At 36.5% G+C, this 26,046-nt stretch carries 20 protein-coding genes; 13 read left to right on the top strand and 7 right to left on the bottom strand.

The annotated features are described in order from the left end of the window. Nucleotides 1–122: 122 nt before the first annotated feature. From ACKI39_RS07415 to ACKI39_RS07375, 9 genes are read left to right on the top strand one after another with little or no spacing between them, the layout of a single operon-like run. Complete coding sequence (locus tag ACKI39_RS07415; protein WP_407399163.1) at nt 123–1,490, top strand: tetratricopeptide repeat protein; 1,368 nt, start codon at nt 123–125, stop codon at nt 1,488–1,490. Continuing rightward, a complete protein-coding gene (locus ACKI39_RS07410) occupies nt 1,487–2,116 on the top strand; it encodes a tetratricopeptide repeat protein (protein ID WP_407399161.1) in 630 nt (209 codons plus the stop codon). Before ACKI39_RS07415 ends, ACKI39_RS07410 begins: the two co-directional genes overlap by 4 nt. Then, complete coding sequence (locus ACKI39_RS07405; RefSeq protein ID WP_407399159.1) at nt 2,113–2,559, top strand: hypothetical protein; 447 nt, start codon at nt 2,113–2,115, stop codon at nt 2,557–2,559. The genes ACKI39_RS07410 and ACKI39_RS07405 overlap by 4 nt, the downstream gene beginning before the upstream one ends. Beyond that, nucleotides 2,556–3,944, top strand: coding sequence for a TolC family protein (locus ACKI39_RS07400; protein WP_407399157.1), 1,389 nt, complete (start codon nt 2,556–2,558; stop codon nt 3,942–3,944). The genes ACKI39_RS07405 and ACKI39_RS07400 overlap by 4 nt, the downstream gene beginning before the upstream one ends. Further along, nucleotides 3,925–5,274 (top strand): efflux RND transporter periplasmic adaptor subunit, encoded by a 1,350-nt coding sequence (locus ACKI39_RS07395; RefSeq protein WP_407399155.1) that lies wholly within the window; start codon nt 3,925–3,927, stop codon nt 5,272–5,274. The genes ACKI39_RS07400 and ACKI39_RS07395 overlap by 20 nt, the downstream gene beginning before the upstream one ends. After that, nucleotides 5,261–6,700, top strand: coding sequence for an Ig-like domain-containing domain (locus ACKI39_RS07390; protein ID WP_407399153.1), 1,440 nt, complete (start codon nt 5,261–5,263; stop codon nt 6,698–6,700). Before ACKI39_RS07395 ends, ACKI39_RS07390 begins: the two co-directional genes overlap by 14 nt. Continuing rightward, a complete protein-coding gene (locus ACKI39_RS07385) occupies nt 6,670–8,154 on the top strand; it encodes an Ig-like domain-containing domain (protein WP_407399151.1) in 1,485 nt (494 codons plus the stop codon). Before ACKI39_RS07390 ends, ACKI39_RS07385 begins: the two co-directional genes overlap by 31 nt. Before the next feature lie 9 nt (nt 8,155–8,163). After that, complete coding sequence (locus tag ACKI39_RS07380) at nt 8,164–11,055, top strand: efflux RND transporter permease subunit (RefSeq protein ID WP_407399149.1); 2,892 nt, start codon at nt 8,164–8,166, stop codon at nt 11,053–11,055. Nucleotides 11,056–11,062: 7 nt separating this feature from the next. After that, the gene (locus tag ACKI39_RS07375) at nt 11,063–13,939 is read left to right on the top strand and encodes an efflux RND transporter permease subunit (protein WP_407399147.1); all 2,877 of its coding nucleotides are present in this window, start codon (nt 11,063–11,065) and stop codon (nt 13,937–13,939) included. On the opposite strand, the gene ACKI39_RS07370 is transcribed toward ACKI39_RS07375, so the two are convergent. Then, a complete protein-coding gene (locus tag ACKI39_RS07370; protein WP_407399145.1) occupies nt 13,890–15,296 on the bottom strand; it encodes a CCA tRNA nucleotidyltransferase in 1,407 nt (468 codons plus the stop codon). The two genes, ACKI39_RS07375 and ACKI39_RS07370, sit on opposite strands and share 50 nt — an antisense overlap. A 37-nt stretch (nt 15,297–15,333) precedes the next feature. Between ACKI39_RS07370 and ACKI39_RS07365 the strand changes: the two genes are divergently transcribed. Beyond that, entirely contained in the window at nt 15,334–16,038 is a 705-nt protein-coding gene (locus ACKI39_RS07365; RefSeq protein WP_407399143.1) for a hypothetical protein, read from the top strand. Here ACKI39_RS07365 and ACKI39_RS07360 read toward each other — a convergent pair. Next, a complete protein-coding gene (locus ACKI39_RS07360) occupies nt 16,012–16,371 on the bottom strand; it encodes a hypothetical protein (protein ID WP_407399141.1) in 360 nt (119 codons plus the stop codon). The genes ACKI39_RS07365 and ACKI39_RS07360 overlap by 27 nt on opposite strands. Nucleotides 16,372–16,463: 92 nt before the next feature. Between ACKI39_RS07360 and ACKI39_RS07355 the strand changes: the two genes are divergently transcribed. The 3 genes from ACKI39_RS07355 to ACKI39_RS07345 are packed head-to-tail and all read left to right on the top strand — an operon-like array spanning nt 16,464 to nt 19,271. After that, nucleotides 16,464–17,297 (top strand): hypothetical protein, encoded by an 834-nt coding sequence (locus ACKI39_RS07355; RefSeq protein ID WP_407399139.1) that lies wholly within the window; start codon nt 16,464–16,466, stop codon nt 17,295–17,297. A 37-nt stretch (nt 17,298–17,334) separates the two neighbouring features. Then, entirely contained in the window at nt 17,335–17,709 is a 375-nt protein-coding gene (locus tag ACKI39_RS07350; RefSeq protein ID WP_407399137.1) for a chorismate mutase, read from the top strand. Between the two features lie 11 nt (nt 17,710–17,720). Next, nucleotides 17,721–19,271, top strand: coding sequence for a glycogen synthase (locus ACKI39_RS07345; RefSeq protein ID WP_407399135.1), 1,551 nt, complete (start codon nt 17,721–17,723; stop codon nt 19,269–19,271). Here ACKI39_RS07345 and ACKI39_RS07340 read toward each other — a convergent pair. The 5 genes from ACKI39_RS07340 to ACKI39_RS07320 form a co-directional block, all read right to left on the bottom strand. After that, a complete protein-coding gene (locus ACKI39_RS07340; RefSeq protein ID WP_407399133.1) occupies nt 19,256–20,275 on the bottom strand; it encodes an AAA family ATPase in 1,020 nt (339 codons plus the stop codon). The genes ACKI39_RS07345 and ACKI39_RS07340 overlap by 16 nt on opposite strands. Then, nucleotides 20,275–20,964 (bottom strand): nicotinamide riboside transporter PnuC, encoded by a 690-nt coding sequence (pnuC, locus tag ACKI39_RS07335; RefSeq protein ID WP_407399131.1) that lies wholly within the window; start codon nt 20,962–20,964, stop codon nt 20,275–20,277. Before pnuC ends, ACKI39_RS07340 begins: the two co-directional genes overlap by 1 nt. A gap of 178 nt (nt 20,965–21,142) precedes the next feature. Further along, complete coding sequence (locus ACKI39_RS07330; RefSeq protein WP_407399129.1) at nt 21,143–22,909, bottom strand: P83/100 family protein; 1,767 nt, start codon at nt 22,907–22,909, stop codon at nt 21,143–21,145. 64 nt (nt 22,910–22,973) lie between these two features. Then, nucleotides 22,974–24,737, bottom strand: a complete 1,764-nt coding sequence (locus ACKI39_RS07325) for a hypothetical protein (RefSeq protein WP_407399127.1) — start codon at nt 24,735–24,737, stop codon at nt 22,974–22,976. Then, entirely contained in the window at nt 24,734–25,990 is a 1,257-nt protein-coding gene (locus ACKI39_RS07320; RefSeq protein WP_407399125.1) for a class I SAM-dependent RNA methyltransferase, read from the bottom strand. The genes ACKI39_RS07325 and ACKI39_RS07320 overlap by 4 nt, the downstream gene beginning before the upstream one ends. Between the last annotated feature and the right edge of the window lie 56 nt (nt 25,991–26,046).

Genomic DNA, 26,046 nt, shown 5'->3' with positions numbered 1-26,046 from the left:
AGGTTTCTTTTTTTTTATGCTTTGATTTATATAAAATTCAACAAAAAAATTTAATAAATCCTTTACAACGAAAATTTCTTTTTCTAATTTTTCTGTCCATGAAAAGAATATTTATATTTTTTATGGCACAGACAATTGGCTGCTTGATGCTTTTATCCTGCAACGGGCAAAAACAAATCAAAAAATACGAAACTCTAAAGGCATTTAGTTTTCAAAGCAATAATCCTCTTGAACTGCTTTATGAATATGATATTTCCCACCCTGATTCATTCGAAGTAAAGGTTGATATTGCTTCTCTTTATATTCTAAATGATAACTATCCAAAAGCAATGGAATATCTTAAGCGTGCAGAACAGGTCATTAAAAACTCAATTTCAAAAGAATACCTCTGCAATTACTATGGTCTCAATTCATCCCTTTGTTTGATGCAGAAAGATTATGAGAAAAGCCTTGAGTGGTGCAGTAAAAGTCTTGCGATTAAAGAACATGGATCAAAATTCAAATTTCTAGAAGGACAGATAGAATACGCAATGGGCAATAAGGAAAATGCCTATGCTGCGTTTAAGTCTGGATTTTCAAAAAATTCATCGGATGCTTCCTTAGAAGATAAAAAGCTATATTCAATTCTGCTATCAGATAACAATGAGATTGAAGAATGCTTGGAGCTTGTATCTGGACTTCTGAATGATGGTGCCTATTACTATGGGTTAGGTCATTTTGCAAGTTCATTATATGAGAAGAAAGGAAAGATTTTTGAATCAATCCTTTATGCGTTTGTTGATTTTGAGTATGCCTCCTGTTTTCTTGAATCCGATGAAGAACAGTTTTTAAGAAATCTTCATGGTCTTGAATTGAAATATGAGGATGAAGAATCCAGAAAACAGATAAGGGATGCTGTTGGATGTCTTACTGCCGTGATCAGAAAAGAAAATTATTTCCCTGTCGTAAAAGAAACAGACTGTATCGTCTATGACTATATAAAATGCAAGCATGATGTATTGACTGGTAAAATTGATGCAGACATCATTACGAAAATTCTGCCTCTTAAAAACATCTTCAATGGTTTTCCTGTCTACCATTATCTTGTTTCTGAAGTTTTTATCAATGGTAATTTTGATGTTTTTCCAACAGAAAGTCTTGAAAGAATTCTTGACATATCATCCAACAACCATTTTTCTGATTACGCAAAGGAAAGATTGGGTGCACCAATTGGTTTAAGTAAAACTGAAAGCGAAAAACTGATGTCAATGAATGATATTTATCAAAGCTGCAGTTTGATAATTGAAAATGATGATGCCAATGCCCTTAGAAAAATCTGCAATCTCATATCCCTGCCTGACAATAAGTATGTTTACTTTGCCATGAATGTTCTGTCACGGGCAAAAGGGAAGGAGTCAACAATGAAGTTGCTTGAAGAAAAACTTCAACATGGAGAAGGGCGCCTAAAGGAACGAATCAATCATATTCTGAATGAATGGAGGATGAATTGAAAAGCTTTATCCTATTTCCATTTCTTTGTTTTATGATCATATCCTGTTCCGTAAAAGAAGATGTCAAGGATAGCTATTCGGAAGCCATTCAAAGGTTTTCTTGCCAGGAATTTGATAAGGCAGAAACAAGTTGCGATAGATTTTTAAGAGCAAATAGAAATTACTATCCTGCATTGCTTCTTAAGGCAAAAATATTGTTCTACACGGGAAGGCAGAACAGTTCCGTCAAGCTGTTGAAAAAAATTGAAAGGAAATATCCTTTTTTCATTGATGGGAAATTATTCTTGATCAAAGCCCTTATTGATACAGATAGACTGTCCGAGGCTGAAATTCATCTTAACGAATTCATGAAAGACAATTCCAGTGATTTTAGAATCTATGAACTTCATTCAAGGCTTGCAAAAAAGAACAAGGACCTGGAGCTTAGATTTTCATGGCAAAAAATGGCAGAACAGTGCCTTGAAGAAGGAATTTCCACTTTTCTAGATCTTGCTGCAATTTATAAGGAATTTGGTCTAGAAGACATTTCAGATCGATATCTGACAAAAGCTCAATTCCTGACTGAGGACAGAAATCTACAGCTTCAAATTGATGAAATCAAGAATATTAATGAGAGGAAACAATGAAAGGCGTATCTATAATTTTCGTGATGTTAACATGTCTTCCACTATTTGGTTGCATGACCTTTAAAACTCAACTCTTATCTGCGGAATTAAAAGACAACAATGACAGGATATGCATATCGTCCGTTGAATCAGACCTTGATGGAATGAAAAATTTTGCCGTTGAGGAACAGATGATGGCAATAGGTAATTGTCTGTTTGAAAAATCCAATCGACAAAACAAAGAACCTTTGACCCTAAAAATGAAAATCTTTGAAAAAAGCTTTTTCATTGATGGAAATTATGTACATTCTCTTTTTTTAAAATGCAGTCTTTATGATGAAGACTGTAATGAAGTTGCCGTTCTTTCGGAATATTCAACTGGGATGGAAACCTTCTATTCACCTGAGGTACAAGAAAAATTCTTAAGAAAATGCCTATCAAAAATTGAAGCAATGAGCCTATGAAAAAAAATCTAAAAGCTTTATCTTTAATGCTTCTATATTTCATTTCACCTTTGCAAGCACAGAAAACAATATTCATAAGAAGCCTTAAGGATGCAATTGATTATTCACTTGCAAACAATGAATCCCTTTTAATGGAAAGATTAACGGTTCACGCCAATGGAAGCAGGGTAAAGAAAGACATTGGAGCCTATTTCCCACGCATCACCATTGCTTTTTCAGATTCAGCATTGGTCAACTTTAATGCATCGGATTATCGAAACAAAAATTTCAACTTAGGCTTGTCTTTTCTTGCCTATGACGGTGGTGAACGAAAACTTGAATACAAATTGAATATCCTTGAAAACTATTTCGATCAACTAAAGGTTGAAGAAAAAATTGAGGAACACTGCATAGAGATTATGGAAACATATTATGAATACCAGAATGCCTATATGTCGAAAAAAAATCTTGAAAGAACAAAAGATAATGCCATCCAATATAAATTGGCCCTGGAAAAAGAGATTGCTCTAGGAATGATTCTTGAAACTGATTTAATGGATTATGAAATCAAGTTGCTTGAGCTTGATGCCAATCTTTCCGAGCAGGAAAACAGGATTGCAAATCTCCTTTTCTTATTAAAAAACTTACTTGGTATGGAAATTCAGGATCAATTGAAAATTCAAGAGGATGACTTAATTGTTCAAATGAAGACGGAGTCATTTGAAGACATGGAGTTACTGTTGAGAAAATTATTGGACAGCAACAATGAACGGAAAAAAATGATTGCTGAATATGAATATTCTGAAAAAATAAAAAAACTTGAGGAAACCTTCTATAAGCCGCGTCTTTCCATTGAACCGTCAATAGGATTTGAGGGCGATGAATTCCCTATGCATGGTCCAAAATTTCAGTTGATGTTTTCTATGTCCTTTGACCGTAACCCCTTTGTTTCATTTCAAGGCTCCCAATCCTTTACAAGAGAAAAAAAATCTTTAACAGGAACAGTTAGTTATTCGCAGGCCAGTTCAAAAAATAATTTTGCATGGAAAGAAAATAAAAAAATGAACAAATTGAATCAAAGAAAGCAGATCATAAATCTAAAATCCTATGACGAAGGGTTGAAGATTGATTTTCATCACAGGATCATGGAGTTGAATGCATTAAAAAGAACTATAGATATATTGAAAAAAGAAATACAGCTAAATGAATTGAAGACGGTAATCTTGCGGAAAGAAATCGAAAAAGGAATCAAATGTCCAGTAGATTTAATAGAACATCAAATTGTACTTGCAGGGAAAATGACTTCTTTGTATGAAAATTCAGCAAAACTAAAAACACTGCAGATGAAGCTGCAGTTCTGCATCAATAAAAAAAATGGAGAATTCTATGAGAGCAGTCCTTATTGACCTAATAACTGCAGCTTTTCTAATTGTACTTTTGCCCATCATATCGTCGTGTAAAGATGACGATACACCACTAAGAAAAAATATCATAAAGGTTGAACCAGTTTCCGTGGTAGTAAAATCCCTGAAGGAATCTGAAACAAATCTCGGTACCCTTAATTATATTTCTAAGCATAATGTATCTTCCTTAGTCAGCGGCCGTGTGGAGAAGATTTATGCAAAGGAAGGTAAAGCTGTAAATAAAGGAGATTTGCTTGCAGTGCTACGAAACATCCAATTGGAAAATCAAAAGGAGATGCTTGAGAACACATTGTCAGAAGCAGAATCATCTTTAAGAATTGCAGAAGACAACTTAAAGGCGGATTGTATTTCAATTGAAAAACAGATCAGAAACCTTGATAAATTGAAACTCCAGATACAGCAGGAAAAAGTAGAATATGAATACAAAAGGAAATGTCATGAAAACAATCTGGAGCTAGGTGAACTTGGTGGAATTTCTCCTCTTAGACTTAAGGAAGAAGAACTACAAATATCTCAATTGCAAACCTCTATTTCAATTCTAGAAAAGGAACTTGAAATCAATTCCATAGGGTTCAGGGATGTTGACCTGTTGAACAATGGATATGAAATCCCTGAATCAAGCATTAATAGGACAGAACTTTTAATAGACATGAACACATGCCAAGGACGCAATCTGGTCAATTCAGAGAAATCCAAGGTTGATAATGCAAGAAAGAATCTTGCTTCTATCCAGAATCTTTTAGATGAATTAAATATCAGGGCCAGTGTATCTGGTATTATAGGAGCCAGCAACTTTCAGATAGGAGACCATGTAGATGAAAACCAGACTGTTTTCATCATAATCGATACTTCTTGTCTTAATGGAGTCTTCTATGTCCAGGAAAAAGAAGTCTGGAAATACAGGATCAATGATGGCATTCAGGTAAATGTACCATCTCTAGAAGAAAGTTTGTCTTCCTTTATCTGTGAAATATCTCCTATGGCAGATCCTGTCAGTGGAAATTTCTGCATAAAAACTAAAATTACAAACAATGATAATCACTTAAAGCCTGGCATGTTCATAAGCTGCATAAGAAAATCAGATGAAGAAAAAAACTATCTAGCCATCCCAGAAACTTCGGTTGTATACAAAAAAAATGAAGAGTCAGGAGTTTATGTCATTTCTGCAGACCATGTATTTTTTAAAACAATACAAATCGCGGATAAAGAAAATGGTTTTGTATATCTTGAAAAAGGACTTAAAGAAAACGACATCATTGTAGATCACCCGTCGGTTTTTCTTAGAGAAGGAGATGCAGTTGAAATTAATTAAAATCCTATTGTTTGCTTACGTAGCAATTTTATCTTCCTGCAAAATATTAACCTTTAATGATCGGACAATAGAATGCTCGATATCTGGGAACGACAAATTTTTTGAAGGAGAAACCATAAGCTTTATTTTTTCAGATTCTTGTAACAGAAAAGAAGCTGAAGATTCAATTTGTCTATACGAGAATTCAACAACTGTAGATGTTGAATATTCATGGACACAAAACAGTATAGCCGTAAAGCCGAGAAAGGGGTGGTGCAAAGGAAAATTTTATATCCTTATATTTGACGGCAGCATACGCATAGACGGACAGATGGTTCAGTCCTATATAAAAAGAACTTTCTATTATGGGGTTGAAAGCAGCATGACTTATATTATTGAAGAAAATATAAAATACCCTGATAATCTAAAAGCATCTCTTGAAATTCCGTTCACCAAAGAAATTGATCCTGATTCAGTCCATGATATCATCATCTATCCTTCAACTGAATTTGAAAAAGAACTTTCAGATGACAGTCACTGCCTGATAATATCCCCCAAAAACCGATGGGCCCCAAATATCTTTTATGAGATTAAAATATGCAACCTTTTATCACAAAACTCATATCACTTCGAAGATAGGAAATTGACCTTCAAGGTCATGAAGGACACGGAGATTCCTGAGCTGTCCCTTGTTTGCAGGGCGATTAAAAATTCCGATGGCTATATTCTTATGGAAAAAACAGAATCTCTGAATGAACTCAAGAAAAATGATTCCATCGGATTTAAATTTTCGAAGCCAATGGACTTTGATTCAATCAAAAAGGGAATAACCTTCAGTCCATATTTAGAAGGACAGTTCATCTCTATGGATATTGAAAACAGAAATTTTGTTTTTGTTCCTGAATCTGATTATAAGGAAAAACAGAAGTATGAAATATATATCAGCAAAAAAATCACAGATCTAAATGGAATTGAGTTATATGAAAAGCTTGAATTCTCTTTCATACCAGTATATGAATATATAAAAATACAAGAAATAAAGATAAATGATTCAATCATAGATCTTCTTGACAGTAAGGAAAGCTGCAAATTTCTTCCATCGATAAAATCCATAACCACAAACGATGTTGCAGAAGAACAATACAGTGCATTGTTTATGATTTCATTTACATCTGAATTTTCTAAAGAAGAAATAAAATCAGCCGCAGATAGGATAAAACTCTCAATAAAATTCCCACTGACTGTCCAATCTCCCACCTTAAGAAGCATAAATTGGATTTCTGGAAGCAGGATCATCATGGAATATGACAATTTTAAAATCAGTGAATTTGATTCCCCTGTTTTCTATGAGCTTAAAATACAGGGAGGGCAATCAGGAATAATCAATCAATTCAATGAATATTTGGAGGAAACCGAATGCTTTATATTAGAGCCTTCATTAGATTAAAATCCATTTTATTAACTGTACTTGCATTTTCTTCATGTTCTAATTTTTTTATTCCTTATTTTGAAGTCATTGATTCATCATACGATAAAGAAAAAATTGAAATTGTTTTTTCTTCGGATATTGATGATGAAAAAACACGGAAGGCATTTTTACTCACTGAAAATGGACTCAGTGTTTCTGGAACCTTCAGCACTTCCAATAAAATACTTTGTTTCTATCCACAGAAAGGTATACAGGATAATTGTGAGTATGAAATATCGATTGGCACCATGGCAGAGGATATTAATGGAAAATCTTTGAAAGAAAAATTCTATAGAACATTCAATACAAAAGAAGAAACTATGAATCCTAAAATCATGAAGATTGAACCCAAGATTAACCAGGATGACAGCTTAGTTGCCTTGGAAATCATATTTTCTGAACCTATTCAGGAAGAGAGTTTTCAAAATGCTTTTAAAATAGAACCTCAAATATCCTTTATCGTTGATTTTATGGAAGATGATACAAAAGCACATATGATTCCAACTCATAAAATTCCCAAAGGTATCATGTATAAAATTACTATAAGTGAGGATTTAAAGGATAAGAGAAACAATCCCCTGGAGGAACCTTATGAATATCGTTTTAAAACGGGTAATGACAATGCTCCACCAGAATATGAAGTTTTCTACTTGAACAGCGCAAACAATGAAATCACGCTCAATGAACAACCCTATGAAAACCATAATGTTCCCCCAAAGGCAAAGGTGCTTTTGAAATTCAATGAAGAAATAAATATGGAATATATAGGAAGCAGGATAGAAATATTCCCGTCAACGACAAAATTTTCCTATGAATCCACTAGCTCCATAAATAATATGTTGACCATATATATCGATGGAAATTATGGAGATTATGTCTACCTGACACTCGATAAAGGAATTGAAGACTTATATGGAAACAAAACAGAATTTGAGAAAAAAATCACCATGATTCTTGATGATGAAAACTGCCGTCCTGTATCTTTTATCAAAGCCTATCTACAGATAGACGCAGATAATAATTACAAGGAATTAAGCTACGGAACTCAATATACTTACTTGAATCTTGATCCACTATATTTCGGCAATGATAAGATTGCAAGAAATGCAACGCTATATTTAGTCTTTAAAATTTCAAAGGGAGCCAAGCATCTTGACTACTTCAGTTCGTTGGATGCCTTAAGCTTTAAGACTACAAATTCCTGCTGTTCCATAAGCATTAAAAATGCCCAGATTATATCAACGGAACAGTTCACATACCATCCTTTATCTTTAATGGATGATCTTGACGGCACTATCTGCGCAATGAAATTCAGACTAGAAATAACAAATACAAATAGAAGTGGACTTGTGGAAATGAATATAAATAGAAATGTGATGGATTCCCTTGGGAATAAATTGGAAAAAGATATTTCCATAGCCTTTAATAAATAGGAGTAAAACTTGATAGAATTTTCTTTACGCCATCCTATTTCCATCATTATGCTATACCTTGGACTTATGATATGTTCCATGCTTTCAATTCAAAATCTATCTTTGGATTTCTATCCACAAATAGAATCAAGAAAAATATTAATAGAAACTGAATATATTGGTTCTGATGCAGAAACTGTAAGGGAACTGATTACAATTCCCATTGAAAATGCCTGCCTTGCGATCCAGGACAGAAAAGACATTACATCAATTTCAAAGGATGGTCTGTCACTAGTTCAGATTGAATTTCATTTTGGAACAGATATGGATGTTGCTTTGTTAAAAACAAAGGAAATAATTGATAGTGCATCAGAACTCTTACCCTATGGATGCAAGAAAAGTTCAGTACAATTAGTAGATGGTTCAAAGAAGTATTTTCTATTTTCAATTACAGACGATAAAGACAATCTTATTAAAAATAGATTCTTTGCTGAAGATACATTACGGCAGGAATTATTGAGAACAAAAGGTGTTTCAGAAGTTTCTATAATTGGAGGAGAAGAGGAAGAGATTCAAATTATAGTTGACGGCTCCAATTTATTTCACCATTCATTGAACCTAAGGGATGTTGCTTCTTCCTATAATCTTACAAATTTTGAATTTCCAATTGGATCAATAAACGAAGGGGAAAACACTTATCAAATCAAAATGATTTCAAGGTTGAAGTCAGAAAAGCAAATCGGTGAAATACCTGTTAGTCATAACATAGAATCAGGATCGGTAAAAATAAAAGATCTTGGAGCAATACAAAAAGGCATCAAGGATAGAAAATCATTTGTCCTTATGAACGGTAAAGAAAGGGTCCTGGTGTCCGTAAAATATGGTGCTGGAGCAAATCCAATTAAAGTATCCAAGGATATAAAAAAATTACTCCAGAACATCAATGTTGGACAAAAAAATGAATATCATTTTGACATCCTTGAGGATCCAACTAATGAATTAAAAAAAGATTTGAATGATATGCTTTGCCAAAGTGCAGCAGGAATAACAATAACATTTATATTCCTATTATTGTGCTTTAAATCTTTTGTCCTAGCATTATCTGTAATCATTTCAATCCCAGTGTGCATAATCCTAACGTTAGCATCATTGAATTTAACAGGAAATACCTTGAATCAAATTTCCATATCTGGTTTGACTTTAGGAATTGGACTGATCGTAGATTGCAGCGTAATTGTCGTAGAACGGCTGGTATATTCAAGTAAGATTTCTGTTTGGGGAAACAATGTAATATCTTCAAATTGCGGCTCTACAGCAACAACAATAATATCATTTTCTCCAGTTCTAATGATTGAAGGTCCTATAAAGGAAATGTTTTCAAGCCTTTCCATAGCAGTCATCAGCTGCGTATTTTTTTCATTTATGGTTTCTTTTACATTGACGGTAGCTCTAATAAAGCTGATGGATTATAAAAAAACTAACGTTTGTTATGATAAAAACTACCATAAGTTAGTTGAATTATGTCAAAGCTTTCTGGCACATAGTACTAAAACTCCAGTATTTTCAATTGTGATGGTTCTTTTTCCCATTATTTTTGGTTTTATTTTGATTAAATTTCAGAATTTTAAGCTGGATGGGAATGATAGATCAGAAAAGCTGACAATGCTTATGGAATTTCCAGACAACATATCTACTGAATACTTGTACAAAACAGGAAAGGAGTTGAACAATTTATTTAAGGAAGGGAAATTCATGAACAAAGCTGTGATAAAGTATGACGGAAACCCTTCAAATTCTGAAATCACATTGAATTCCTTAAATTCAAGATATCTTGAAATCATTCTTTATACAAAAAAAATGAACAGGCATAAATTATTGAAGAAATTTGAAGAGCTGTTTGATGGACCCGAATTTTCGATTGACTTGTCGGCAAACGATACAATATTAAAATCCCTGAATGGTTCACTTGGAAGATATGTCTTATTTGAAGAAAATCCCAATCAATTAAGGAACAAATCAGCTCAGCTTAAAAGTCTATATGAGTGCAGGTTACAGCCTGATGAGCAATCTGAGATTATTGAATTTAAACCTAATTTTGAAATGTTCACTAAAACAGGTTTAAGCTCCGAGTATGTTTCAAGCCTTGTATATGATTATTTTTCAGGAATCGATTTGAACCCAATGGAAATAGATAGTATTAAAATTCCAGTAAGGGCAATTGTTAAAAAAGAAAATTTAGAACTGGAGGAATTCATAAATACCATCTATCTTCAGACAGAGCAAACCCATATACCGCTCATTTCTCTAGGAACTTTAGAAAAAGTCAAGAAAGATAGAATTTATTACAGGGAAAATAAAATGGATGCAAAAATATTAAATCCACTAAGCGATGATGATTGCATGTTTCCAGAGGAATTTGAAATCCTTGACAGAGATAAAAAACAAAAAAGTTATTTAGTTAGGGAATTCCTGGTCCTCATATTTTTTATCAGCATTCTGATCTATATATTTCTAGGAATATTGTTCAATTCATTTTCATTGCCACTGCTTGTATGCGTTTCAATGGTTCTATCAATACCTGGTTCACTTATAAGCCTATTGATGTTTAAGTACTGTTTTGACTTAAACGCCTTGATAGCCTTAGTTGTTTTGATGGGGCTTTCTGCCAATAATTCAATTATTCTAATTGAAGCAATAAAAGGAAAAGACTTTATATCCAAGGACGAAATCATTTATTCATGCAGCAACAGAATCTCAAGTCTTTTGATAACCAATGGAACTACGATACTTTCCTTGTTACCTTTCATTTTTCATTCCACAATTTCAATTTCTATCATAGGAGGACTTATCTATTCCTTAGTCATTAATATCATTCTTATTCCTTCAATGTTGATTATGAAAAAATCTGACATAAAAAAATGAGGAACACATGATCTTACATAAATGGTACAGAAGCAAAAGAATTCCTTTACTGATGTTTATATTCATAACCTGTCTTTTAATATATTCAGGGAGAAAAATTTCATTTGGAAACAACAGTACAAAAACAGGAACAGCTTGCTGCATAGAAGTCTCATATCCTGGCATGAACGGTAAATTTCTAGAAGAAGAAATAGCAATTCCTTTAGAGAATCAACTTGCAAAATTATCTGGAATAAAAGAGCTTTCTACAGTCTGTGAAGAGAGCAGGGTTACAATAGTTCTTGATTTTGATGAGAACATAAACAAACGAAATCTATATTTTGACGTTTCTAGAGAACTGGACATATTTAAGGAATCCATTTCTTATCCAATCCAGAATCCTAGAATATATTTTGACAGCACAGGAGGTTCTCCAGATTTAATAATCTGCATCTACCATGATAGCAAAAACAAACCAAAGGATAATCTCATAGAAAAGGATATTGTTCCATTGCTTGAAGGTCTTAAGGAAGTATCAATGGTAAGGATTTTAGGAAATAAGGAAAATGAAATTTCCATAAAATTTGACAGCAATAAAATAGCCAGGAAAAGAATAGTTCCTCAGGGAATTGCGGAACTGATACAAGACCGTACTCTTCAAGATATATGTTTAAGCTATGATGGAAAATCATATACAGAAGCCTTGAAGTTCAAAACAAAGGTCACTTCATTGAATGATTTTTCTGGCTCTCTGTTGAAGACACAAGATCAATTTGTCAAACTTTCCGACTTTTGTTCTGTATCTTTACGAGAAAAGGAAGTGAATGAAATGGTGAAATTAAATGGTAGAGAATGCATAGAAATTGAAATATATGCAAAGAATGATTCATCCATATTTAAGCTATCAAAAAAATGTCAGACTACTATAAGAAGTTTCTTTTCAGAAAATGAATATATGATCCTTTACGATGAAGCCGATGTGCAGCTCAAGAGCATAAAAAAAATTCTTTTATCATTGTTACAAAGCTTTGCATTGATAACGGTAGCTGTAATCATAATATTCAAAAATAAAGCCTTGATTATTTCAGTCATTTCCTTTCTACCTGTGTCCTTGCTATGGAATCTTTTTTTACTGTCCGCACTGGGTATAGAAATCAACAAAGACATAATAACAGGAATTTGCATTTCCTTAGGAATCATAATAGATCCTCTCCTTGTCATAGCTGACTTAAGGATTGAATCAAATGAAAATGATATATTCCTCCATGAAATTCAAAAATCGATTCCTGCATTGTTGACATCTATTGGAACAAACATCATTGTATTCATTCCTTTTTTTTATGTAGATAAAATAATTCCAGGAATATCCAATCTTTGCTTTTCTATAGTAATGATGATTGCAACATCCTTTATTCTGGCTGTGCTTTTCTATCCTATTATATTATGTCGAATAGAAATGGAGGAGAAGGACAATATAGAACTATGGAATACAAAATTAAACGTATTTACCTTAAGCAGAAAAAAAGCGCGGATTGTGTATGTTTCATTGATTACGATTTCGATATTTGCCATATTTTTTTTAAACCATGACATAAAATGGAATAAATCTTTGGACCTGATTTCCGTGAACATTGAATACAATCCTGAAAAAAGATTTGAATTCATTGATAAATCAGTTGGCAAAATCGTAGACCATATCAATAAAAGCTATATGGTTGAAAAAATAATATCCATTTCAAGGAAAGGCAGTTGTGAACTGAAAATTTTTTATGACAGGAAAAAAATCACTAAAAAAAATCTTATAAACCTGATTGATGATATTAAAACTAAAACTGGTGATGGCATACCTTTTATAGATGATGGAATGTTTGATAGGAAACCAGGTTTTGATATTGAGGTAGCCATAGAAGGACTTGATTCATCTGTCTGTAGAAAACTTGCAAAAGAACTGGCTGATAAAATAAACAGAATTGAAGCTTCTGCATCTACAGTATTAAACTTTAAAGGACTGGAAACCAGCTTATTGTTGACCATGGACGATCATATGCTAAACCGATTAAACTGCGCTCCTCTTGAATTGGCGGATAATCTATATTGGTATTTGGGCGCACCTATAATCAACAAATGGATTGAAAATATGAAAGAATATGACGTAAGGCTTTTGGACGAGCAACATGATACATTCAATATTGAAAGTTTAATTGATAAGAAAGTATTCATTGGTGATGAATTGTATAAAATTGGTTCAGCTGTAAAATTCAGCAAAAAGGATTTCATAGGAAAGCTGCATAGAAAAAACAATAAACCCTGTGCAAAAATCACCGTGCATTTCAAGTACGGTTCGATGAAGAAGGCAAAATCCATCATTATGGATGCCGTAAAAGAAGTTGGTTTGCCAGAAAATTATTCCTTTTCCTTTGATAAAAGAACAAAGGAATATCAGGATGATGTAAGGAACATTACATTTTCTTTGCTATCATCAATAATCCTGCTGTTTGTGTTTATCTGCATTTTCAATGAGAATCCTAAGTCATCACTTGCAATTCTTTCAATAATACCCGCAGCATTTGCTTTTCCTTTAGGTATAAAATTAATGCTCCATGCATGTCTTACGGCAGAAGATTTCATTGGAATGGCGGTTGCTTCAGGACTGGTTGTGAACAATGCCATATTGATTGAATCATCAGGACTTTACAGAAACAGGAAAAGCATTTTTTTGACAAACCTGACTACAATAATGGGAGCAATCCCAATGATCCTTTTAGTCTCATCAGGAATTGAAAAAGACCTTGCGTTCTATATGCTTTTTTCTTCTGCTGGAGCAATGTTAATATCCTTTCTGATATTTCCAAGAATTATTTCTGACAATACTTTGTCCTATAGATGTTCTTTGCAAGTTCAATGAGCTTATCATGATCATTCATTGAAGGGGAGTCTGTAACTGTCTCAAAAAGCTCAGAAAGGATGTTGCCGATTAATTTCCCTTTTGGTATGCCTGAATTCATCAAATCATTTCCGTTGACCTTAAGATCCTTCAGGCTCAATGCGGAATTTTCGCTTATAAGCTTTGCTATGCGGTCCTTGAGTTCTACAAGGTTGTTCCAGCTTGGACTTCCAGGAACTACGGCAACATTATGCATTCCGTGAATATCAGCAAGACGTAGATGGATAAGGTTATCAAGATTATCAAGACCTATTCTTATTATGAATCTTCTTACAGCACTGTCCGACCATTGAGGTTCATAAAAAAACATATGATGCTTTACCAGATGGGTGACCTGCTTAATGTCATCATTTGAGAATTTAAGAGCCGTCATTGATTCAAGACATTTTTTTGCAGAGACAGCATCATGTCCATGGAAGTGTATGATTTCATTGCCGTCAACTACTTCAACTGTTTTTGATTCTGGCTTTCCAATATCATGATAGAAGGCCGCAAGTCGAACAATCAAATTGTCTTTGGGTGCACCGTCACAGGCATAGAAATTATGATCTGCAACATCGAATTCATGGAATCCTCTATTGTCACCCTGAATACATCCACGGCAGACCTTGAACTGTGGAATGAAAATATCCATAAGCCCATTATCTTCAAGCAACCTTAAACATACACTTGGCTTTTCACATATTAAAATCTTGCAGAATTCATCATGGAATCTTTCAACGGAAATTGACTTAATCTTTTTAATTACATTTGCATCAGAAATCGCCTCAAGAGTCTTTTCCTCAATCCTGAATCCCAACTGACCTGCAAAACGGATTGCACGCACAGGTCTAAGGCCGTCCTCACCAAAACGTTCCAACGGATTTCCTACCGTGCGAATTATTTTTCTCTTAATATCTCCAATTCCATCAAAAGGATCTTTGATTGTTCCATCACTGAGGTCTGCGGCTATGGCATTCATCGTAAAATCCCTTCTGCTTAAATCCTCTTCAATGGTTCTTGCATATTCAACCTTGTCTGGATGTCTTCCATCGCTGTAATCAGCCTCTGTCCTAAAGGTTGTCGTTTCCAGCTGCATCCCAAAAATATGTATGGTTACAGTCCCGTGGGCTATTCCTGTCGGGATGACTTTCTTGAAAATAGACATTACCTGTTCTGGAGTTGCGTCTGTCGCAAGGTCATAGTCGTGGACGCTTTTACCCATAAGCATGTCCCTGACAGCTCCTCCTACAAGGAAAACACCATAACCGTTGTCGTTGAAAATTTTAGCTACTTTCTTGAGAGTCTCTGGAATCTTTACACTTTTGCTGGAAAACATGATATAGTTCTAGCATAAAAGCAAGGAAATTTCCATTATGACAGTTTTGATTTTTACTGGAGGCCAGTCTCCCGAAACAGACATGGCGGCTCCTTTTTTCAAGAATTTTAATGCAGACTACATCATAGCTGCAGATTCTGGACTCGATGCTTATGAAAGTTTTCTCAAGGCAGGCTTGATTACAAAATCTCCCGATTTTCTTGTGGGGGATTTTGACAGTGTTTCAGACAGACGTCTCATCGACAAATATGATTGTGAAAAGAAAATATATTCTCACGACAAGGATTACACAGACTCTGAACTTGCACTTATGAAGGCAAAGGATATTGCAGGCAAGGAAGGAACTGTAGTTCTATGTGGAGGCAATGGAGGACGTCCAGACCATTTCATGGCGCTCTATGATTCCTTTTCAAGAGAATACCACGCTGATGTCTGGCTTTGCGGAGAACAGGTCATCTGGTACTGCGGATGTAATTCGGCTTTGAAAATTTCAAACATAAACTTTGACGACAGAATTTCAGTATCAAGAATTTCTTCTGAATACGAAAATACAGAGCTTGACTGCAATGGATTTGAATGGAACAGCCTGTTCAAGAAGGGTATGCCAAGCCTTTCAAACAGAATATCCGAAAAATTTTTCAATGAAGGGAAACCGATTGAACTAAAGTCTGTAAAGGGAAGCTTCCTTATCTACACACCTTTTACTGCAGAGGTTTCATTCTGTTCCAAGGGTAAGGATTGAAAGAACCCTGACAATAAAAAAAGTTCCTGCAGACACAACGGATGATAGAAAGAAAACAGCAAAAAATATCCAGTAGCTTTTTTTTCCAGAAACAATGAAAAGAACAACACTTTCAATCAATCCTGCCATGGAAAAAAGGAATAGGCCTATGCTGTCAACAGAGCAGAGGAAAAGGACGAAAAGCTGAGTTGAATCGAGAAAATTCTGATGATTGCCGCTTAGATAAAAGGAAAAAAGAACAACAAGAAACAGACCAAGAAAAAGACTTGTCCTGCAGTTGAGCTTGAAGAAAAAGGAGTTCTTGAAGGTGTCTTTTATGATGTTCTTTGCCATTTATTATGATCCCAGAGTCCCCTTTATAAATTTTCAATTCCATAGTATTATATAGGTAAGTATTTTAAATTTCAATTTTATGGTTGGGGAATATGAAAGCTAAGAAGTTTTTCGGTAATCTTGTAGTGCTTGCTATCTTTGGAGCAGTTATTTTCTACATCGGATGGATAACATTCAGGGTAAAGCCTGGCTACTGCGCAGTCATGACTTCAAAGACCTGCGGTATATACGAAAAACCTGTCGTTGCAGGTGCCTTCACCTGGAGATGGGAACGACTTCTTCCAACAAACGTTACATTGGAAACCTTTGACCTTTCACCATACAAGACAACACAAGTTGTTTCTGGGGAACTGCCTTCCGCAAAACTGTATAAGGACTATGCAGGTTCCAGCGCAGATTTTTCCTATAATATCAAATTCAATATTTCCATGAGCATTTCACCTGAGCAGATTGTTGTCCTCTACAGGAACAATGTAATCCGTACAAATGAAGATCTTCTTGAATACTATGGTAATAGGGCTAAAATCGCAGCAAGCCTTCTTGCAGATTCCCTTCTTAAGAACAGTACAGGTATTGCAGTTCAGCCCACAGCATTGACTGAAAGCGAAATTCTAAAGGTAATCATGGAACAGAAGTCCCAATTCGAGGGGATTGCTTTTTCTTCTGTTGAAATTTCCGACTGCAACCTTCCTGACATTGAGGTATACAATAAGGCAAAGGAATCCTATGAGGTGTTCCTCTCCATGCTGAATTCAAAGCTTGAAAGCTACGCCGACAAACATGCTGACAGTTATCTTGAGCAGGAAAGAATGCTTTCCCAGTTTGAAAAGATAGGAGATCTGATGAAGAAATATCCACATCTTTCAGACATGTTCAAGACAGGTGATGCCGCTGCAGTCATCAATGCACTTAAAACCATAAAATAGGAAATATTGGATATACAAAATATAAGAAGGTAAAAATATGAAAAGACTATACGCTTTAAGAGGAGCTGTATGCTCCGAAAATACGAAGGAAGATATCCTAAAAAATGTTGGCGACATGTGCCGTCAATTGTTCAAGCTCAATTCCGTTGATGCAAAGGACTTGGTTTCCATCCAATTCACCATGACTGATGACCTTGACGTAATGAATCCTTGCTATGCCTTAAGGCATTCCGACACAGGCATAGACACCTCAAAAGTCGCTCTATTCAGCAGCCCTGAACTTGAAATCGTTGGCATGTTAAGAAAATGCATCCGTGTAATGATCACCCTATACCTTGAAGAAAATTCTGAACTGAAGATGGTTTACATGAATGGTGCAGAAGTCCTTAGACCTGATTTTGTAAAAAAATAGCAGGAATCAAAATGAATATTTGGCTTGTTTCCCGTGAATATGCAGGAATTGCAGAGGCGGGCGGTGTAAAGAATGTTGCATGTTCACTCTGCGAAAGCCTTGCAAGACTTGGTCATAAGATAACCCTTTTCATTCCTTTTTATGGATGTACGGATCTTTCCCATGTAGAAAATTGTGATCCTGGAAAGGAAGATGTTTTTAGCGATGTAACTGTCAGCGATAATCTTGAGAGAGTTTTTTATTTCTCTGGAATCATGAACGGCGTGAACATCGTATTTGTAAGGCATCCTTTTTTTACGGAAAAAAAAGCAGTATACACATACACACACCAGGACGAGCTTGAAGATCCAGAGCACCGTCAGGGAGAAGGCCACTTTGATGTCAACTTCCTCAATACTGTTTTCCAGAAGGCTGTAATCCAATACGGCGAAAAATTCTGCAATGATTCCCTCCCAGATGTGATCCACTGTCAGGATGCCGCAACAGCGATGGTTCCTGTCTATGGCCATTTTTCAAAGACCTTCGAAAAAACACGCTATGCAGTTACAATTCACAATGCAGGCCCTGGATATCACCATAATTTCGCAAGTATGGAAAGCGCATTGTATTACACAGGCATACCAAAGGAATACCTTGAAAACGGCCTTTGCGGCGAGGCTGTTGAACCATTTATTCTTGCAGGAATGAATGCATGCATTACAACAGTCTCTCCTGAATACGCAAAGGAAATTCTTGAAGACAAAACAGATACAGCAGGTCTAGCAGGAGAATTTGTCAACAAGAAGATTCCAATAGTAGGCATAACAAACGGCATAGATTTTTCCCGTTACGATACGAGAGATACTGAAAAATCATTGCTCCCATTTGCCTATGATCCAGGAAATCTTGAATTGAAAGGAAAATATGAAGGACGCACCATATTCCTTAGGGAATTTGCATCCCTGGAAAATAAAAAACTACCTGGTGGTCTTGTTCAATATGGAAATATAGATACAGCAGGAAAAGATGATGACTTCATATTCATTGCATATCATGGGAGAGTCGTTCACCAGAAGGGCATAGAAGTAATGTGCGATGCTGCAGAGAAATTACTGTACAAAGGTCTTAGGGTCAAATTCATATTTGCAGGGCAGGGCGCACCAGAGCTTGAAGAACGTCTTGCTTCCATGGCAAAAAGATTTGACGGAAGTATCGTCTACCTCAAAGGCTATGAAAAAGTATCTGCAAGGCTTTCCGTTGCCGCCGCAGATTTTTCACTGCATCCAAGCTGGTTTGAACCTTGTGGTCTTGAAGATTTCATTGCCCAAACATTCGGGACAATTCCTGTTGCCCATGCTACAGGCGGGTTAAAGAAGATTGTTGACGGTAAAACAGGATACCTCTATTCACCAAATTCAGCAGATGATCTTAGCAAACTTCTTGAAAAGCTTATTCTTCAGGTTCAGAAAAAAGGAAGAAAATCCTTTGAGACTATGATCAGATATGCTTCTGAATATATTCACGAAAATTATTCCTGGGACAAGGTTGCCCTTGAATACCAGAAACTTTATGAACAGACTTGATCCTGTAAAAGTATGTCTATCAATCTAACGCATTCTGCAAACCTTTCTGAATAGGAACCGTCTATTTCAATAAACTCTCTGTTACTGTCGGATATAATCTTTTTTATCCTGGAATAATAGAGTTCACGGTTTTCATGAATTTCTTCCTTCCGATCTCCATCTTGAACCCAAATATCCGTGGGTTTCAGTAAAATCAACAGGTCATATTCGTTTACCAATTCAATCGCTTTTCCTAGAACAATGTTATTATCATTAACATGATTTACATTGAAATACTCAAGATAAAAAAGCGTGTAAAGGGCATTGGTGTCACAAAACAAAACTTTATTGCTATTTTCAAGGGCCTTCATTTCATTCATCTTTTGAGTCAGGAGAATTTCCGTAAAATCTTCAGGCAGCATCAAATCATCCCGACCTGAACGTTCGGACAACTCTCGACCGGCTTCAATGACATAGTTCGTATTGTAGTATTTGGCAAGTTTTGTTGTCAGAATTGATTTTCCTGTGCTTTCAAGCCCACAAACAAGAACTTTTTTCGTATAAAATGGTCTTACAACCTGAGGCAACCAACTCCAGTGCTTATAGGGATTTTCCCTTATTTTTGTAGAACTTATTTCATCCCTTTTGAAATAGTGTATTTTGCATTCAGGATATACTTTTGACCAAAAGCTGCTCTCATCATAATCAGAACCACAAAAAACAATGTCGATTTTTTTCCCAATCTGCTTTTTCACCCAAGCAGAATCTAACACTGCCTGATCCAATGTATACGATTCCTTTGAAACATTATTGTCTTCGAGAATCAGGAGCTTTACATTACCCATTTCCAAGGTCAATTGATAAAGCCATCTGTACCTGATTCGTATGTCAATTTCTTTTGGGTCAATACTATGATTGATTATGACATAAAGCTCATCGCATAGAGAAGTTGCTTCAATAATGCATCTAACATGCCCTTGATGGAGGGGAGAAAAAGTCCCCCCATAAATACCTGTTTTGTACATCAGAGTGTCTTTTTTTCTTTAGCTTCCTTAGTCCATTTAACGCACATGATTATTGCATTAAAAAGATACACAGACCACATCAGAATCATAAGGTAACTGTTGTTTCCCCTCAGGCAATCTGTAGTCCAAAGAACAACGTTTGTAATGTTTACTATAATCCATAAATACCATTGTTCCTTACATCTTTTTGTACAAAGAATCTGTGCAAAAACAGCAAAGACAGTACTCATGGAATCAATGAACGGAGAAGCACCACCAAACTTTTTAAGAACAAATCCATAGCCTAGGGTGCAAAATACTATTAACGGGAAAAAAACAAGTTTTTCGTTGAATTTAAGCTCTTTTTTTGAAACTTCATCATTTGAATCATTCAGGTGCTTATTCCAAAAATAAAAGCCAACGAAATTCATCGGAATATAGTAAAGAACATTAAGGGTAAGTTCCCCGTAAAAAGAAGCCTGCCAGGCAAGTATTGAATACAATATGGTATTAACTGTTCCAAAAATGAAAGAGATTCTTTTTCCCTTGCCGGTTGTAATGACGCACCAAACACCTGTAATGGCTGCAACAGAACTGATTAGGGGATCCTTCGACAAAATTGATACAGAAAGAATTATGATGGAAGCAATTAAAATCCATGCTATTTCCCATTTTTTCCATCCGGAAATTTTCTGTTTAATAAAACCCATTTTTTACCTCCACAAGGCTTATAATTTTAACATATAGATATTCAGTTTACAATACGAATGGGTGAGGTGATTCTTCATTCAGGCATTATACCCGGTCGTTCCAATCAAAAAAAAATACAATCACTGAAAAAAAAAGCTGCCCCGATAGAGGCAGCTTATAAATGATCACCAGGACAAATTACTTTGCGTTACTTGTATCCAAGTTGCTGATCAAAGAAAGATCTGTAAGTGAAAGAAGCACTGGTTCGTTTCTTTCTGTCGTTACAATAAGACCGCTGCCAGTTACAGTAATTGCTGTTGCAGGATTTACTGCAATTGTACTCTTCTGCTTAAGGGAAACAGACTTATCGTAGTTACCGACATAATACTTTCCACCGTCTTCAATTACACAGTAGTAGTTGCTTCCATTTGTGACAAGCACAGAATCCTTTGAAAGTGCTTCGTCGCTTTCCTTCTGGATTTCCATTGTGAATGCATCGATAAGACAAAGCTTGACAGCACCGATTCCAGAGTTTTCTCCACATACTGCCATATAGAAGAGGGCAGCATCAGAGCTCTTTGCAGGCATTACAGCATTTGTGACAGTATCAATGATTGGATCACGAACTTCAAGAACTGTTCTTCCACGGATAACCTTTACAGGAGATTCACGCACAAGCTCGCCAGTCTTAGCATTGATCTTGACCAATGTACTGAGCTTTTCACCGTCATCAAGAACCTTGAGACCAAGTACAGTTCCATCCTTTACATTCTGGAGTTCATTCTTAAGAAGATCCTGCTGATCCTTTGCGATTTCCTGACGCTCGTTCTGAGCTTCATCCATCTTCTTGTCAGCCTTTTTCTGTAGCTCTTCTGCCGCAGAAAGAGCTTCGTCTACCTTAGACTTCTGTTCTTCAGTCTTAGACTTTTCTTCCTGAGCCTTGTCTTCAGCCTTTGCAGCTTCAGTTTTTGCTTTGTCAGCTTCAGTCTTTGATTTATTTGCTTCCTGCTGTTTTGCAGCAGCTTCCTGCTGTTTCTGCTTGTCGTTTGGATTTGCATCAGCTTCTTTTTTTGCTTTATCAGCCTCAGCTTTCTTTGCTGCAGCTTCCTGCTGTTTCTTGTCAGCCTCAGCCTTCTTTGCTGCGGCTTCCTTTTCAGCATCCTTCTGGGCTTTTTTCTGCTCATCAAGGTTTTTCTTTTCCTGGCTTGCTTCCTTTGCAGCTTCCTGAGCCTTTTCATTTGCTGCATCAGCTTCGCGTTCCTTGATGTCCACCATGTTCTTGCGTTCGTCGATTCCCTTGTCGTCTTCTTCCTTCATGGAGTTTACAACATTCTTGTCACTGATAACTGAAGTTTCAACGGAAGAAAGTCCTCCGTCTGCAAATTCTCCAAGAGGAATTACGATCTGTGAGTTTCCTGGCCAGTCAGACCACTTTGTAGAAAGACCGCATTTTTCTGCAGAAAGGTTCTTTGTTACAATGTCCTTATATTTTCCCTTGAAGGCATCAAGATTATTGCGGTATACAGCATTGTAAACAGTTACGAATGTTGCAACTGTAGATGCATCCTTTTCGTTATAACCATAAGCTGCCGAAAGATATGCACCGATGATTCTCCTCAAGTTGCGGATATGATCGACAGTAGCGTTGGAATTGATGATAAGAATATCAGCATCGAGCTTTCCAGTCGTTGAATCTACAGCATGAATCACTGTGTATTTTTCATTTGCACCTACAGTAGCTTCCTTGTCCAATCCATTTGCCTTGAGTCTGTTTCCAAGTCCACTACCGATAGCCTTAATAGCTTCAATTGTTTCAATCACTGCATGAGGGCCCGAATAGTTTTCGAAAACGATTGTACCTTCATCACCTGTACTCTTAAGTTCCTTTTCGTTGACATCGATTGCAAAAACATTTGCCATTGTCAATGTAAAAAAGATGAGAGAAGATGCTAAAAATTTCTTCATAAAATCCTCCACGATTATTAACCTATATATAATAACACTGTTTTTAACCGTTGTCACTGTAAAATCAAAGTTTTGACGCCGCTATGAGCTTCATTATTTCCACAGCCTTATCCCTTGTTTCCTTCTGGAACTGAGGGTAAAGCATGTAACCAAGAATGTTCTTTCCCTTTTGATAGAAGGAAGGTCTGCCCATGAAACGACATATTTCCCATGTACTGTCAGCAATGGCATCGAGAAGGAGCTTGTCGGAAGGCTGAATTCTTTTTGTATTCATCAGATATTCAAAGGTCTCAAGTGTCTGGCAGTCAGGATCCCAGCCCGATTTACCCGCACATTTTATAAGCAGGAGCATAAGAGATGGATCTGAAACATTTTTCAGCATGGAATTGATCTCACTTCGGCAAAAATATATCTGGCTTTCACTTGCAAGCTCAATAAGCTTTGAACCGTAATCCATGTTTTCGCGGAAAAAAAGACTATCCCTTAGACCGACGGCTTTGTTCCTGTTCCATTGCCGAGCCATTTCCTTTATTTCCATTTCAAGAAGTGACAGATATTCTTCTTCTACTTCCTTAAGGTTACCTTCATGAAAAGCCTGGAAAATTTCATCTGCATGAGCCTCGTCTAGGACCTGTCCAAAGTCATAGGAAGAAGGCATGAGATTTTCTATGGCTTCTGTCTTTATCTGTCTGGGCTTTGGTTCATAGAAAGAAGAGTTGGCATTGTCCACATTGAGCCGTGTCTGATAAAGCTCCATGGACCAGTTGCTGTTGCAGAGGACTATATATCCAGAATCCGATGTAAAAAGGTACTTGATGGATTTTTTTGGATCGAACTTAACCTTCCAGGCAGCCTTGCCATCCTTTCTGTAACAGCATCCCTTTGTTCTTGTGGTTAAAGTAATACCTTGAGAAGTGACAGAAGCATATGTCAGGTCAGAGCTTCCGATTCCAGAATCAAAATTGGAAAGAATCTCTCCGTCTGCAGTCTTGACACGGGCAATCTTTGACGTAGGACCATAGATAAAATAAGCTTCTTTGTTCTTCTTGTCTGGGACAATTCTTACTGGAGCAGACATTCCTTCAGTGCCTGCAGGTATTGTCCATTTTGAGACGGAGCTGTCTTTTTCAACGGAAAGCAAACCTGCGCTACCATCCTTGAATGAAAGAAGAATTCCTTCCTGCATTGAAACTGCCTCTGCAACTTCACCTGCAAAAACAATCTCTTCAAGGATCTTTCCAAAAGGAGAAATCCTGTTTCCAACGGACTTGCCATCCTGTGTCTTTGAGAGAATCACGACGATGGAACCGTCATTAAGAATAGAAGGTTTGATTTTTTGATTCTGGTCTGCCGTCTTTATTTCCCAACGCTGGGTTCCTTTAATGCCATAACAGGCTATGAGATTTTTTCCACGGGCATATATCCTTCCGTCTGGCCCTTGGACAGGTTCATCAGAAATCACAAAGTCACATTTTACCGTCCAGAGATTAAGACCGCTGGAATTAAGCAAAGATATCCTTGAATCTGTTGAAACAACACAGACCAGATCCTCTGAAAAAACAGAAAGAAATCTTTTTAGTCTGAATCTAGTAGATCTCATCCAGAGGAGCTTTCCTTCCTGGGTAAAACCATAAAGCTGCTTGCCATCCCCAGTCGCTATGTATCCGTAGCTGGTCCTGACTGGCTGGCATGAAATGCTTCCACCGATAACATTTATATCCGTTGCGACAGTCTCAGCAAGATCAATTTCCTTGTCGACGAAGCTTGCCTGACAAAAAAGGGGAAGTGATAAAAAAACAACAACAAGTAAAACAGCATATCTTTTCATTTTTCAAATACCGCAAGGCTTTCTATATGGCCTGTCTGTGGATAGAAGTCCAGAAGGTACAGTTTTTCAAGCCTATATCCTGAGCGAATGAGGAATTTTGCATCACGGGCATGGGTCGCAATGTCACAGGAAACGCTTCTTATGTGAGGAATACCAGACTTCTGAAGCCATTGGCAAACTTCTTTTTCCATTCCGCTTCTTGGAGGATCGATTACTACAGCGTCAAATTCTCCTCCTGCCTTGATGACATTCTCGGCATGGTATTTTGTCCAGACTTCACCAGACAGTCCATAGCTCTCATGTCTTGTTCCAACCATGTTCTGCTCGGCATAGACTATGGCACTCTTGTTGTGCTCGACCATCGTGACCTTCTCAAATCTGTCGGAAAGGAACACGCTGAAAGTTCCGCATCCACTGTACATATCAAGGACATTTTTACCTTCGAGTCCACCTGTAACAAGAGGAATTGCCTTTTCAAGAACCTCAAGATTTGATTGGAAAAAGCCCTGTACGTCAAAGGTAAGGGTCTTGCCAAGAAGTTCAACCTGGCAAGTAGTGGCTTCATTTACAGTAGTACCCTCATAGCGGGCTCTGATCTGCTTCTGTTTTTTTAGTTTTCTTCCACCAGGAGCGGTCTTCTGTTGATGTCTTGAGAATTTCTTTTCATGCCTTTCAGGTTCAACATTCTCTGCAATCACAAGCTTGTCATATCCTTCAGGAATGTTTGATATATGCCGCGCTCCAAAAACATGGACTCTACCTTCTGGTCTGTCCTCAAAAGGAACTTCCTTAAGGTAGTGGTTTATTTCCTCCGTAGCACAGGGACACATGTCAAGCTGAACAATATCATTGCTTTTCTTACCCATAAGACCGCCGTTATGGAACTGGAACCTTGAACGATAACCTTTATCTTGCCCATAGATCACTTCAATTTCAGGAATCTCAATGCCTTCATGGGTAAAAGCATCCTGCAGAATCTGGGACCGTAATTCCCTCTGATAGGCTGAATCAATATGCTGCATGTTGCAGCCACCGCAAGTTGTATAAAGAGGACAGAAGGGCATAACCCTGTGCTCCGATGGTTCAATTATCTTGATTATCCTGCAGTTGCAGTAGTCCCTCTGTTCATTTGTGATCTCAACCTCAAGCTTTTCACCTGGAATGGCAAAAGGAATGAACACTTTCTTTCCATTAAGCGACCCTATGCAGTCACCGCCTGCAACCATTTTTTCTGCTGTTATGATTTCTGACATGGTGCAGATTATACTGGGGCAACAAAAAAAAGTCATTACAAAGTCAAAATACCATG

Source organism: Treponema sp. (genome assembly GCF_045641405.1).
Classification (GTDB): Bacteria; Spirochaetota; Spirochaetia; order Treponematales; family Treponemataceae; genus Treponema_D.
Note: the sequence above shows the minus strand (reverse complement) of the source record. Positions and strands in the feature narration are given on the sequence as shown.